This is a genomic window from Pseudomonas sp. A014 (genome assembly GCF_052378495.1).
In the GTDB taxonomy this organism is placed as follows: domain Bacteria; phylum Pseudomonadota; class Gammaproteobacteria; order Pseudomonadales; family Pseudomonadaceae; genus Aquipseudomonas; species Aquipseudomonas machongensis.
Genome location: NZ_CP199001.1, coordinates 2720872 through 2734072, shown reverse-complemented (window position 1 = coordinate 2734072; position 13201 = coordinate 2720872). Strand labels below are relative to the sequence as shown.

Genomic DNA, 13201 nt, shown 5'->3' with positions numbered 1-13201 from the left:
TCATCATTTTGATTCCAATCAAAAAAAGAAGGATCGTTGTATGCGTCATTCACGCTTGAGACTTCCCCTGTGCCTGTTATTTACCAGTTTGAGTGTCAGTGCATTCGCGGCCAATGAATTCACTCGCGATTCGGGTGCACCGGTAGGCGATAACCAGAACTCTCAGACAGCGGGTGCCGATGGCCCGGTACTTTTGCAAGATGCCCACCTGATCGAAAAACTTCAGCGTTTCGATCGCGAGCGAATCCCCGAACGCGTGGTTCATGCACGCGGCACAGGTGCCTACGGCACGTTCGAACCCACCGCAGACATCACCGACCTGACCCGCGCCGAAGTGTTCAAGAGCGGCACGAGTACCCCGGTCTTCGTGCGGTTCAGCACCGTGATGGGGTATCGCGGCTCACCCGAGCAAGCCCGTGATCCGCGGGGCTTTGCCGTCAAGTTCTATACCACCCAGGGCAACTGGGACATGGTTGGCATCAACGTGCCGGTGTTCTTCATCCGTGACGCCATCAAGTTCCCGGACTTCGTTCATGCCAACAAGCCCAGCGCTGTTACCGGTGTGCAGGATCCCAACCTGGCCTTCGACTTCTTCGCCCACAGCCCCGAAGCGACCAACATGCTGACCCACATGTACTCGCTCGAAGGCATGCCGGACTCCTACCGGCACATGAACGGCTCGGCGGTGCATGCCTTCAAGTTCGTCAACGCCCAAGGCGAGGTGCACTACGTCAAGTTCGCCTGGAAGACCCAGCAAGGTCTGCACAGCCTGGAGCCTGGGCAGATCAGCGAGTCCATCGGCAAGGACCCGAACATGATGACCAACGACCTGTACGGCGCGATCAACAAAGGCGACTTCCCCAAGTGGGACCTGTACGTCCAGGTGCTCAAGCCCTCGGAACTTGGCCAGTTCGCGTTCAATGCACTGGATGACACCAAGGTCTGGACCGGCGTGGCCGAGCGCAAGGTCGGCACCATGACCTTGAACAAGGTTCCGGACAACTACTTCGAGTCCACTGAAGAGTCCGCGTTTGCCCCCTCCCGCCTGGTGCCAGGTATCGAGGCCTCCGAGGACCGCATGCTGCAAGGCCGCCTGTTCGCCTACGCCGACACCCAGATGTACCGCCTGGGCGCCAACTACCAGCAGATTCCGGTCAACCAGCCGCGTAACAAGGTGAGCAACAACTCGCAGGACGGCGCGATGAACAGCAGCGGTCGCAAGGGCGAGGTCAACTACGAGCCTTCCGGTATCGCCGAAATCCCGCAGGACCCGCAATACAAGTACGCCAGCACCCCGGTCAGTGGCGTCACGCAGCAGTTGGCAATCAAGAAACAGGCGAACTACCTGCAGGCTGGCGAGTACTACCGCGCCCTCTCCTCCAAGGAAAAGGGGCTGCTGATCGAAGCCCTCAGTGGCGACCTGAACCATGTGACAAACGAAAGCAACAAGTACGCGATGCTCTCGTACTTCTACAAGGCCGACCCGGACTACGGCACTCGCCTGGCCAAGGCCACCCATGCCGATATCAAGCGCGTGGACACCGCCGCCAAGGCATTGGCGAACTGATCAGCCTGTGAGTGGCAAGCCTGCGCTGCGTGATGGCGCAGGCTTGCGGGAGAGTCCCGATGAGCATTGCACGAATCAAGACCAGCCTCGCCGCCGCCGCGGTGCTGCTGCTTCTGGTGATTGGATACCGGCTCTTGCATCTGTTCGTCCCCGGCCTGTGGCTACCTGCCGATACCGAACAGTTCCAGGCGCAGGCTGGAGTCCAGCGCGTCGATCCGCACCTGTACGACAGCCAGTGGTTCGATGCCGCGCGCGCCGGGCGCAGCGACATCACCGATGCGCTGCTCCAGGCCGGATATCCGGTCGACAGCCAGACCAGCCGAGGCCATACCGCGCTGATCCTGGCGACTTATCACGGCGACCTCGACGAAGTGAACGCCCTGTTGCGGGCCCATGCTGACCCCTGCCTTGCCGACAACAATGGCAACACCGCGCTAATGGGGGCGCTGTTCAAAGGTGAAATGGCCATTGCCCGGCGCTTGATCGACCTGTGCCCCATCGATGCAAGCAACAACGATGGCCAGACCGCACTTTCGTTCGCAGCCCTGTTCGGCCGCCTCGACATCCTTGCCGAGCTGGTACGGCACGGTGCCGACCTGCAGCACAGGGATGCCAGGGGCAATACCGCGCTGATGATCAGCGAGTCCCAGGGTAACGATGCGGCGGTTGCGGCGTTGAAGGCCATTGCAGGTCATTGATGGCTATGCCGTTTGAGGTCGTTCCACATTTCCCGCAGCCCGTCCTTTTGTTTGCCAGCAGAGCAAAGATGGGCTGTGGATCAACGAGCCAAGTGTTACACTGCGCCGCTTCAAATCAGCGCTCGATGCGCTGAACATCCGTGACCGCCGCCAGCGCGATACCCGCCTCAGCTTCGCAACCCTGTGCCTGAGGGCTGCGCCATACATTCCCGCAGGACAAGTACTTGATTTCTACAGCCAATATCACGATGCAGTTCGGCTCCAAGCCGCTCTTCGAGAACGTCTCGGTCAAATTCAACAACGGCAACCGCTACGGCCTGATCGGGGCCAACGGCTGCGGCAAGTCGACCTTCATGAAGATCCTCGGTGGCGACCTGGAGCCGTCCGCCGGCCAGGTCATGCTCGAGCCCAACACCCGCCTGGGCAAGCTGCGCCAGGACCAGTTCGCCTACGAGCAGTTCAGCGTCATCGACACGGTGATCATGGGCCACGGCCAACTGTGGAAGGTCAAGGCCGAACGCGACCGCATCTACTCGCTGCCGGAAATGACCGAAGAAGACGGCATGGCCGTCGCCGAGCTTGAAACCGAATTCGCCGAGATGGACGGCTACACCGCCGAATCGCGCGCCGGCGAGCTGCTGCTGGGCCTGGGCATTCCGCTGGAGCAACACTTCGGGCCGATGAGCGAAGTGGCGCCAGGCTGGAAACTGCGGGTGCTGCTGGCACAGGCGCTGTTCTCCGATCCGGACGTGCTGCTGCTCGACGAACCGACCAACCACCTGGACATCAACACCATCCGCTGGCTGGAAAACGTGCTCACCGCACGCAACAGCACCATGGTGATCATTTCCCACGACCGTCACTTCCTCAACAGCGTCTGCACCCACATGGCCGACCTGGACTACGGCGAACTGCGCCTGTTCCCGGGCAACTATGACGAGTACATGACCGCCGCCACCCAGGCGCGCGAGCAGTTGCTGTCGGACAACGCCAAGAAGAAAGCCCAGATCGCCGAGCTGCAGACCTTCGTCAGCCGCTTCTCGGCCAACGCCTCCAAGGCCAAGCAGGCCACTTCGCGCGCCAAGCAGATCGACAAGATCCAGCTGGCCGAGGTCAAGCCGTCGAGCCGGGTCAGCCCGTTCATCCGCTTCGAGCAGACCAAGAAGCTGCACCGCCAGGCCGTGGTCGTGGAAAAGATGGCCAAGGCCTTCGACGACAAGGTGCTGTTCAAGAACTTCGACATTACCGTCGAAGCCGGCGAGCGCGTAGCGATCATCGGCCCCAACGGCATCGGCAAGACCACCTTGCTGCGCACCCTGGTCGGCGAGCTGCAGCCCGATGCAGGCTCGGTCAAGTGGACCGACAGCGCCGAGGTCGGCTACTACGCCCAGGACCACGCCCACGACTTCGAAGACGACGTCACCCTGTTCGACTGGATGGGCCAGTGGACCAGCGGCGAGCAGGTGATTCGCGGCACGCTGGGGCGCATGCTGTTCTCCAACGACGAGATCCTCAAGTCGGTGAAGGTGATTTCCGGGGGTGAACAGGGCCGCATGCTGTTCGGCAAGCTGACCCTGCAAAAGCCCAACGTGCTGGTGATGGACGAACCGACCAACCACCTGGACATGGAGTCGATCGAAGCGCTGAACCTGGCGCTGGAGAACTATCCGGGCACCCTGCTGTTCGTCAGCCATGACCGTGAGTTCGTGTCGTCGCTGGCCACGCGGATCATCGAGCTGTCGGCCGATGGCGTGGTCGACTTCAGCGGCACCTATGACGACTACCTGCGTAGCCAGGGTGTGGTGATCTAAAGCGGCAAGCCTCATCGGGGCACCGTGCAATGCGGTGCCCGTGAGGCAGCGGGGGAATTGCGGTGAGAGCGGTTCCGCTGGTTACGGCCGGTCGCGGGACGATCCCTTACCTTTGATCATCCCGCCGGCAGACGAATCCTGAACTGCGCCCCACCCAATGACGACTGCGCCACGGTCAGCGTCCCGCCCTGCCCTTCGATCGCCCTGCGGCTGATTGCAAGCCCCAAGCCAAAACCACCGGTACTGCGGTCCCGACTGCGGTCCAGGCGGTAGAACGGCTGGAAGATCCGCTCGCGCTCCTCAGGCGGAATACCGATCCCGTCATCCTCTACCGTCAGCAGGCAAGCGCCATCCGCCTCGAGCTTGAGTCGCAGCAGCAGGCTTTCGTCGCAATAGCGCATGGCATTGCGTACCAGGTTCTGCACCGCCCGCGCGGTCAAGCGAGGATCGAGGACGAAACGTGGCAGCCTGTCGTCAGCGCGCACCTCCCATCTGATCCCGCGACCATCGAGTTCTTCGGCAAAGCTGCCCAGCACACTGTCGACCAGTTCCAGCAACGACACCTCGACCCGCTCGCGGACCTGGTCGGCGTTCTCCAGGCGGCTGTACGACAGCAGCTCAAGCACCAGCTCGTCCAGCTCCCGCACATGCCCCACCAGTTCCAACAAACGCTTGCGGCTGGCCGGCGGCACTTCATCGAACAGCAGCACCAGGCCGAAGTCCAGGCGCGTCAGGGGGGTACGCAGCTCATGCGAGACCGCATTGAGCAGCTCGCGTTGCTGGTTGACCTGGCGCTCCAGGTCGCCTGCCATGGTGTCGAACACTCCGGCCAGCTCGCCGATGTTCGAGCGCGGCGAGATCTGCGTACGCTCCGCCATCTCCCCGCGCCCCAGGCGCCGCGCGGTTTCCTTGAGCCGTTCCAGGTCGCGCCAGTGCGGCCAGACCCACAGCAGCAGGCAACCCAGCATGGCGGCACCGATCAGTACCGTGACGCCCCACGACAACACGTTGATGTCGAGCGGATCCGGCGGCGAGTGCAGGCGCACCAGCCAGTCCTTGTCCAGCGGCGCCAGCACGGTTTCGTAATAGCCCCAGTCGGCGATGCGCACTGCATACAGCCCGTGCTCCAGCCTCGCCCGCTCCTGCGGCGCAAGGTCGGCGGCGTCCATGCGCAGCAGTTGCACCTGCAGGGGCGCAAAGGCCGAGGCCAGGTCCTGCTCCACCGAAGGCCATTGCTCGCGCGGGGCCTGATGGAACTGGCGGACGATCAACGACTGCACGCCCTTGGCCTGATCGAGGTTGTACGCCATGAAGCGTTCATGGAACGCGCCGACGATAGCGTCGGGGATCAGCAGCAAGGCACCGGCATAGGCGACGATGATCACCAGGTACAGGCGCACCAGGATCTTGAGCATGGCGCGTCAGTACTCCCACTCGACCCGGCTGAACAGATAGCCCTTGCCCCACACGGTCTTGATCTTGCGGGCTTCGCCGGCATTGTCGTCGAATTTGCGCCGCAGCTTGGAGATGGCCACGTCTACCGAACGGTCGGTACCGTTGAACTCGATGCCGCGCAGTTGCTGGAGGATGCGGTCGCGGCTGAGCACTTCACCGGCATTGCGTGCCAGCACCACCAACAGGTTGTATTCGCCGCTGGACAGCTCCACCTCGCAGCCGCGCCAGCTCACGCTGCGCTCGGCCAGATTGATGCTCAGGCCACCGACCTGGATCAGCTCGCTATCGAGCCGTGGTTCATTGACATTGCTACGGCGCAGCAAGGTGCGGACCCGGGCCAGCAGTACGCGGGGCTCGCATGGCTTGGTGACGTAGTCGTCGGCGCCCATTTCCAGGCCCAGTACATGGTCATGGCTGTCGTCACGGGCGGTCAGCATCAGGATTGGCAGGCTTTGCGACTCCTGGCGCAGCAGGCGGCACACCTGCAGGCCGTCAAGGCCGGGCAGCATCAGATCGAGCACCACCAGGTCGGGGCGCTGACGACGAAACTCGTCGAGCACATGATCGCCACGGGCGATGACCCGGACGTGGAAGTCGTTGCGCTGCAGGTAGCTGGCAATCAGTTCGGACAGCGCGCTGTCGTCTTCGACCAGAAGGATGTTTGGCATGTGGGTCGTCATGAACAGATAGGCTTGAGACCTTACCGTCGTCATTGCCGGACAAGCCCGCGCCTACAGAGGCTGCGAACACCTGTGGAAGCGGGCTTGTCCGGCGATGGGGCCAGTGCAGTCAGTTGCTCGCAGGATATAGAATCCTACGCTCCACACGGCACGAGCCTTACACTTTTTCACACACGGCCTACACAGCTTAACAGCCCATGCGCGAGCGCCTGCCTTAGCATAGGGGCGATCCTATCCGGAAGATCCGTATGTCCATTCCCTTCTCCAAGCGCCCTTTGGCGATTCTCGCCTTGCTCACACTGGCCCTGACCGGCTGCAACGACGCCCCCGAACAGGACGCGCAGGCACCCGCCCCCCAGGTGCGGGTCGAAATCGTACAGTTGCAAGCCATGGCGATCAGCACCGAACTCAGCGGGCGGATTCTCGCGCCACGCACCGCCGAAGTCCGCGCCCGGGTTGCCGGCGTGGTGCTCAAGCGGGTGTATCGCGAGGGCAGCGACGTCAAGCGGGGCGATGTGCTGTTCCTCATCGACCCGGCGCCGTTCAAGGCGGACCATGACAGTGCCCGCGCCGCGCTGGCCAAGGCCGAAGCCACCTTGTACCAGGCGCGCCTGCAGGAACAACGCTACCGCGAGCTGGTCGACGACAAGGCCGTGAGCCGCCAGGAATATGACAATGCCCGTGCCGCCTTCCTCCAGGCGGACGCCCAGGTTGCCGAAGCCCGGGCCGCACTTGAACGCGCGCGACTCAACCTGGGCTATGCCACGGTCACCGCACCGATCTCCGGACGGGTTGGCCGCGCGCTGGTCACCGAAGGGGCGCTGGTCGGACAGAACGAAACCACCGCGTTGGCCGTCATCCAGCAACTGGACCCGATCCACGCCGACGTCACCCAGTCGACCCGCGACCTCAACGCCCTGCGCCGCGCCATGCGCGCTGGCGAGCTGCAGCAGGTCGGCCAGGACCAGGCCCGCGCCACCCTGATTCAGGACGACGGCAGTGCCTATCCGCTGCCGGGCAAGCTGCTGTTCTCCGATATCAGCGTCGACCCGAGCACCAACCAGATCACCCTGCGCAGCGAATTCCCCAACCCCGACCTCGATCTGTTGCCTGGCAGCTACGTGCGTGTGCGCCTCGAACAGGCCCTGCAGCCCAAGGGCATCAGCGTGCCGCAGCGGGCGATCCTGCGTGACAGCGCAGGCGTGCCCAAGGTCCTGGTGGTCGACGCCCAGCAGCGCATCGAGGAACGCCAGGTGGTACTGGGCAATGCCCAGGGCGACCGCTGGATCGTCAGCGAAGGCCTGGCCCCCGGCGAACGGGTGGTGATCGAGGGGCTGCAGCACGTCAAGGTCGGCGATCAGGTCCGGGTCGATGCCGACAAGGCCGCCAACCCCATCGTCCAGCGCAACGGCCAGTGAGGGCCTGATCCATGCCGCAATTCTTCATCGACCGCCCGATCTTCGCTTGGGTGGTTGCGTTGTTCATCCTGCTCGCCGGTGCCTTGGCCATCCCGCAATTGCCCGTGGCGCAGTACCCCGATGTCGCGCCGCCGCAAGTGGAGGTGTACGCCGTCTACCCCGGTGCCTCGGCGCAGACCATGGACGAAAGCGTGGTCAGCGTGATCGAGCAGGAGCTCAATGGTGCGGACAACCTGCTGTACTTCGAGTCCCAGAGCAGCCTGGGCAGCGCGACCATCACCGCCACCTTCGAGCCGGGCACCATCCCTGACCTGGCCCAGGTCGATGTACAGAACCGCCTCAAGGTGGTCGAGTCGCGCCTGCCGCGGCCCGTCACGCAGCAAGGCCTGCAGGTGGAAAAAGTCTCCACCGGCTTTTTGCTGCTGGGCACCCTCACCTCCGAGGACGGCAGTTACGACGAGATCGCCCTCAGCGATCTGTTGGCGCGCAACGTGATGAACGAGATTCGCCGCCTCAAAGGTGTCGGCAAGGCACAGTTGTATGGTTCGGAGCGGGCCATGCGCATCTGGATCGACCCGGCGAAGCTGGTCGGCTTCAAGCTCACGCCCCAGGACGTCGCCGACGCCATCGCCGCGCAGAACGCCCAGGTTGCGCCAGGCAGCATCGGAGACCTGCCCGCCCGTGCGACCCAGGAAATCACCGCCAGCGTGGTGGTCAAGGGCCAACTGAGCACGCCAGAGGAGTTCGCGGCCATCGTGCTGCGGGCCAACCCGGATGGCTCGGTGGTCACCGTGGGTGACGTGGCGCGGGTCGAGATCGGTGCCCAGGAATACCAGTACGGCACACGCCTGAACGGCAAGCCCACCAGTGCCTTCAGCGTCAAGCTGTCGCCGGGGGCCAACGCCATGGAAACCGCGACCCTGGTACGCCAGAAGATGGATGAGCTGGCACGCTACTTCCCGGCCGGCGTGAAGTACGACATCCCCTACGACACCTCGCCGTTCGTCAAGGTCTCGATCCAGCAGGTCATCAGCACGCTGTTCGAAGCCATGCTGCTGGTGTTTGCGGTGATGTTCCTGTTCCTGCAGAACATCCGCTACACGCTGATCCCTACGCTGGTGGTTCCGGTGGCGCTGATGGGCACCTTCGCGGTGATGCTGGCGTTGGGTTTCTCGATCAACGTGCTGACCCTGTTTGGCATGGTGCTGGCCATCGGCATCCTGGTGGACGACGCCATCGTCGTGGTGGAGAACGTCGAACGGATCATGGCCGAGGAAGGCCTGTCGCCGAAGGCCGCGACGCGCAAGGCCATGGGCCAGATCAGCGGGGCTATCGTCGGCATCACGCTGGTGCTGGTCGCGGTGTTCCTGCCGATGGCCTTCATGAAAGGCTCGGTGGGCGTCATCTACCAGCAGTTCTCGTTGTCGATGGCGGTGTCGATCCTGTTCTCGGCCTTCCTCGCCCTGAGCCTCACCCCGGCACTGTGCGCCACGCTGCTCAAGCCAGTGGCCAAGGGCGAGCATCACGTACGCAAAGGCTTCTTCGGCTGGTTCAACCGCCGCTTCGAGGGCATGAGCAATGGCTACCAACGCTGGGTTGCCCACGCCTTGGCACGTAGCGGGCGCTACCTGTTGCTCTACGGGTTGCTGGTGGCGGTGCTGGCCTATGGCTTCAGCCAGTTGCCCAGCGCTTTCCTGCCGACCGAAGACCAAGGCTATACCATCACCGATATCCAGCTTCCGCCAGGCGCCAGTCGGATGCGTACCGAGCAGGTGGCGGCGCAGATCGAGGCGCACAATGCCGCAGAACCCGGGGTGGGTAACACCACGCTGATTCTCGGTTTCAGCTTCTCAGGCAGCGGGCAGAACGCCGCGCTGGCGTTCACCACGCTGAAGGACTGGTCAGAACGCGGCGCCGACGACAGCGCACAATCGATCGCCGACCGTGCCACGATGGCCTTCGCCGCGCTGAAGGATGCCGTGGCCTATGCCGTGCTGCCGCCGCCAGTCGATGGCCTGGGCGAGTCCACGGGTTTCGAGTTCCGTCTGCAGGATCGCGGCGGCCTGGGTCATGCCGGGCTGATGGCAGCCCGTGACGAACTACTGGCCAACGCACGCACGAGCAAGGTGCTGGCCAACGTGCGCGAGGCATCGTTGGCCGAAAGCCCGCAGGTGCAACTGGAAATCGACCGACGCCAGGCCAACGCCCTCGGGGTTTCCTTTGCCGACATCGGCGCCGTGCTCAACACCGCGGTGGGCTCGAACTATGTCAACGACTTCCCCAACCTGGGCCGCATGCAGCGCGTGGTGGTGCAGGCCGAGGGTGACCAGCGCAGCCAGGTCGAGGACTTGTTGAAGATCCACGTGCGCAACAGCAGCGGCAAGATGGTGCCACTGGGGGCGTTCGTCCAGGCCCGCTGGCTCAGCGGCCCGGTGCAACTGACCCGCTACAACGGCTACCCGGCAGTGTCTATTTCCGGGGAACCGGCAAGCGGCTACAGCTCCGGCGAGGCGATGGCGGAAATCCAGCGCCTGGTCGATCGACTGCCGACCGGCAGCGCACTGGAATGGACCGGTCTGTCGTTGCAGGAGCGTCTTTCGGGTAGCCAGGCGCCCTTGCTACTGGCCCTGTCGCTGCTGGTGGTGTTCCTGTGCCTGGCAGCGCTCTACGAGAGTTGGTCGATCCCTACCGCAGTGTTGCTGGTGGTTCCGCTGGGTGTGCTCGGCGCCGTGCTTGCGGTAACCCTGCGCGGCATGCCCAACGACGTGTTCTTCAAGGTCGGCCTGATCACCCTGATTGGCCTGTCGGCAAAGAACGCGATCCTGATCATCGAATTCGCCAAGAGCCTGGTGGATCAGGGGGTCGACGCTGCGGATGCGGCGATGCAGGCCGCCCGCCTGCGCCTGCGCCCGATCGTCATGACATCGTTGGCGTTCATCCTCGGCGTCGTGCCGCTGGCCATCGCACGCGGCGCAAGCTCAGCCAGCCAGCAGGCGATCGGCACCGGCGTGATCGGCGGGATGCTCAGCGCGACACTGGCGGTGGTGTTCGTACCGGTGTTCTTCGTGGTGGTGATGCGGTTGGCCGGCAAGCGCCGCGCTGACCCGGATCATGCAGTACCCCACGACGCCTGACTGGACAAGCCAGGCGTTGAATGAGAGGGTTCCGGGCATCGACTGCCCGGGACCCTTTTTCATGCCTGCCGCCCTGCCCCCCTGCTCCATCCTCATCCTCGCCGGTGGCCGTGGCCAACGCATGGGCGGGCGCGACAAGGGCCTGGTGCCATGGCGGGGCGAACCACTGATCGCACACATCCATCGGGTGGTGCGGGGGTTGAGCGACGACCTGGTGATTTCCTGCAACCGCAACCAGGACGCCTATGCCGCCTATGCCGACCAATGCGTCGGCGATGCCGAGGCGGATTATCCCGGGCCTCTGGCTGGTGTCATCGCCGGGCTCAAGGTGGCCAGACACCCGTGGGTGGTGGTGCTGGCCTGCGATTCACCGCGGGTCGACCAGGCGCTGATCGATGGGCTGCGCGGTTTGGCTGCCCGCCATGACAGCGCTGCGATGGTGCGCCAGGGAGGCTATTGGCAGCCGATGTTCAGCGTATTGCCGACGCGCCTGTTGCCACGGCTGGAACAGGCCTGGCAGGCCGGTGAGCGGAGCCTGCAGCGGGCCTTGTCGCGTGAATCGCTGCAGGGGCTGGAATGTGCCGTCGACGATGAGCGGCTCGGCAACTTCAACAGCCCGGAGTGGTTACGCTAACCGGCTGACACCCCACTCAGTTCTTCGATACTGATCTCGCGCATCCGAAACTTCTGCACCTTGCCGGTCACCGTCATCGGAAACTCGTCGACGAAACGGAAATGCCGCGGCACCTTGAAGTGCGCGATACGCGCCTTCGCCCATTCGCGCAACGTCTCGGCGCTGGCGCTGTGCCCCGGATGCAGTCGCACCCAGGCGACGATCTCTTCGCCGTACTTGCTGCACGGAATGCCGATCACCTGCACGTCGGCCACCGCCGGGTGGGTGAAGAAGAACTCCTCCAGCTCACGCGGATAGATGTTCTCCCCGCCGCGAATGATCATGTCCTTGCTCCGCCCGACGATACGCACGAACCCGGCCTCGTCCATCTGCGCCAGGTCGCCGGTGTGCATCCAGCCCTCCTCGTCGATACTCTCGGCGGTAGCCTTCGGGTTGTTCCAGTAGCCGAGCATGACGCTGTAGCCACGCGTGCACAGCTCGCCGATCTCGCCGCGCGGCAGGGTGTTGCCCTCGGCGTCGATGACCTTGCTTTCCAGGCGCGGCTGGGTACGACCCACGCTGGTCACGCGCACTTCCAGTTCGTCCTCCGGGCCGGTCTGCAACGACACCGGACTGGTCTCGGTCATGCCATAGGCGATCTGTATCTCGGCCATGTGCATCTCGTCGATCACCCTTCGCATCACCTCGATCGGGCAGGTGGCGCCAGCCATGATCCCGGTGCGCAGGCTGGAGAGGTCGAATTCGCTGCGACGCGGGTGGTCCAGTTCGGCAATGAACATGGTCGGTACGCCATACAGCGCAGTGGCGCGTTCCTCGGCCACGGCTTGCAGGGTGAGCAAGGGGTCGAAGGCATCGTTGGGGTAGATCAGCGTGCTGCCATGGGTCATGCAGCCGAGGTTGGCCATGACCATGCCGAAGCAGTGGTAGAGCGGCACCGGCACCACCAGGCGGTCATGCTCTGTCAGGCGCAGGCTCTCGCCGACCATGTAACCGTTGTTGAGGATATTGTGGTGGCTGAGCGTCGCACCCTTGGGGAAGCCGGTGGTGCCGGAGGTGTACTGGATATTGATCGGCTCTGACGGGCGCAGGCTCGCCTGACGGCGACCAAGGGCCTCGACACTGACCTCACCGGCGCGAGCCTGCAGGTCGCACCAGGCGAGAAAGCCTGGCGGCGGCTTTACCGCCAGGCTGATCACCCCGCGCAGCTCCGGCAGGCGCTCGCAGTGCACAGCCCCGGGCTTGCAGGCCGACAATCCGGGCACCAGGTCGCAGAGCATGGCGTGATAGTCGCTGGTCTTGAACGCATCTGCGCAGATCACCCAGCGGCAGCCCGACTGGCTCAGGGCGTAGTCCAGCTCACTGCTGCGGTAGGCCGGGTTGATGTTGACCAGGATTGCACCGATCTTGGCGCTGGCGAACTGGGTGATGCACCACTCGGCGCAATTGGGAGCCCAGATGCCCAGGCGATCGCCCGCTTGTACGCCAAGTGCCATCAGCGCGCGGGCATGCTGGTCGACGGCATCGGCCAACTGGCGCCAGGTGTAGCGCAGTTGCTGGTGACGCACCACCAGGGCCTCGCGGTCGGGGAAACGGGCCACGGTGGCGTCGAAGGCGTCACCGATGCAGTGGTCGAGCAAGGGCTTGTCCGGGTTGCCCTGGGTGTGACTGGGGTGGGTCATAGAGGGGCCTGATATTTATTGTGTTGTTTAGGCGGGCCCTATCGCGGGGCAGGCCCACTCCCACAGTTACCCCTCAGCCTACAGGGGATACCTGTGGGAGCGGGCCTGCCCCGCGATAGGGCCGT

Annotated in this window: 9 protein-coding genes and 1 pseudogene; 7 read left to right on the top strand and 3 right to left on the bottom strand. The window is 64.0% G+C overall.

Annotated elements, in window-relative coordinates; translation table 11 throughout:
* Positions 1-40: 40 nt before the first annotated feature.
* The 4 genes and pseudogenes from ACTYOL_RS12475 (at position 41) to ACTYOL_RS12460 (ending at position 4076) form a co-directional block, all read left to right on the top strand.
* Positions 41-1567, top strand: coding sequence for a catalase (locus ACTYOL_RS12475; protein ID WP_444758006.1), 1527 nt, complete (start codon positions 41-43; stop codon positions 1565-1567).
* A 59-nt stretch (positions 1568-1626) separates the two neighbouring features.
* Positions 1627-2265 (top strand): ankyrin repeat domain-containing protein, encoded by a 639-nt coding sequence (locus ACTYOL_RS12470; RefSeq protein ID WP_200602500.1) that lies wholly within the window; start codon positions 1627-1629, stop codon positions 2263-2265.
* 73 nt (positions 2266-2338) lie between these two features.
* Positions 2339-2455, top strand: a pseudogene (locus ACTYOL_RS12465) (integrase); the annotation flags it as partial.
* A gap of 34 nt (positions 2456-2489) precedes the next feature.
* Complete coding sequence (locus tag ACTYOL_RS12460; RefSeq protein ID WP_054891347.1) at positions 2490-4076, top strand: ABC-F family ATPase; 1587 nt, start codon at positions 2490-2492, stop codon at positions 4074-4076.
* Between the two features lie 116 nt (positions 4077-4192).
* Here the strand turns inward: ACTYOL_RS12460 and ACTYOL_RS12455 are convergent, their stop codons facing one another.
* Positions 4193-5491, bottom strand: coding sequence for an ATP-binding protein (locus tag ACTYOL_RS12455; RefSeq protein WP_063544840.1), 1299 nt, complete (start codon positions 5489-5491; stop codon positions 4193-4195).
* A gap of 6 nt (positions 5492-5497) precedes the next feature.
* Complete coding sequence (locus tag ACTYOL_RS12450; RefSeq protein ID WP_125929842.1) at positions 5498-6199, bottom strand: response regulator transcription factor; 702 nt, start codon at positions 6197-6199, stop codon at positions 5498-5500.
* 260 nt (positions 6200-6459) lie between these two features.
* Here ACTYOL_RS12450 and ACTYOL_RS12445 point away from each other — a divergent pair, with 260 nt between their 5' ends.
* The 3 genes from ACTYOL_RS12445 to mobA all read left to right on the top strand — a co-directional run bounded on the left by ACTYOL_RS12445 (position 6460) and on the right by mobA (position 11397).
* On the top strand, positions 6460-7629 hold the full coding sequence (locus tag ACTYOL_RS12445) for an efflux RND transporter periplasmic adaptor subunit (protein ID WP_444758005.1): 1170 nt from the start codon (positions 6460-6462) through the stop codon (positions 7627-7629).
* 11 nt (positions 7630-7640) lie between these two features.
* Positions 7641-10763, top strand: a complete 3123-nt coding sequence (locus tag ACTYOL_RS12440; RefSeq protein WP_444758004.1) for a multidrug efflux RND transporter permease subunit — start codon at positions 7641-7643, stop codon at positions 10761-10763.
* A gap of 61 nt (positions 10764-10824) precedes the next feature.
* Positions 10825-11397: a molybdenum cofactor guanylyltransferase MobA gene (gene mobA / locus ACTYOL_RS12435; protein WP_444758003.1), complete on the top strand. Its 573-nt coding sequence runs from the start codon at positions 10825-10827 to the stop codon at positions 11395-11397.
* Here mobA and ACTYOL_RS12430 read toward each other — a convergent pair.
* Positions 11394-13076 (bottom strand): AMP-binding protein, encoded by a 1683-nt coding sequence (locus tag ACTYOL_RS12430; protein ID WP_444758002.1) that lies wholly within the window; start codon positions 13074-13076, stop codon positions 11394-11396. The two genes, mobA and ACTYOL_RS12430, sit on opposite strands and share 4 nt — an antisense overlap.
* Positions 13077-13201 lie beyond the last annotated feature (125 nt).

What these genes read in the sequence shown, in the direction of transcription:
- ACTYOL_RS12475 (WP_444758006.1), top strand. Translation starts at nt 41, where the DNA reads ATGCGTCATTCACGCTTGAGACTTCCCCTGTGCCTGTTATTTACCAGT.
- ACTYOL_RS12470 (WP_200602500.1), top strand. Translation starts at nt 1,627, where the DNA reads ATGAGCATTGCACGAATCAAGACCAGCCTCGCCGCCGCCGCGGTGCTG.
- ACTYOL_RS12455 (WP_063544840.1), bottom strand. Translation starts at nt 5,491, where the DNA reads ATGCTCAAGATCCTGGTGCGCCTGTACCTGGTGATCATCGTCGCCTAT.
- ACTYOL_RS12450 (WP_125929842.1), bottom strand. Translation starts at nt 6,199, where the DNA reads ATGCCAAACATCCTTCTGGTCGAAGACGACAGCGCGCTGTCCGAACTG.
- ACTYOL_RS12445 (WP_444758005.1), top strand. Translation starts at nt 6,460, where the DNA reads ATGTCCATTCCCTTCTCCAAGCGCCCTTTGGCGATTCTCGCCTTGCTC.
- ACTYOL_RS12440 (WP_444758004.1), top strand. Translation starts at nt 7,641, where the DNA reads ATGCCGCAATTCTTCATCGACCGCCCGATCTTCGCTTGGGTGGTTGCG.
- mobA (WP_444758003.1), top strand. Translation starts at nt 10,825, where the DNA reads ATGCCTGCCGCCCTGCCCCCCTGCTCCATCCTCATCCTCGCCGGTGGC.
- ACTYOL_RS12430 (WP_444758002.1), bottom strand. Translation starts at nt 13,076, where the DNA reads ATGACCCACCCCAGTCACACCCAGGGCAACCCGGACAAGCCCTTGCTC.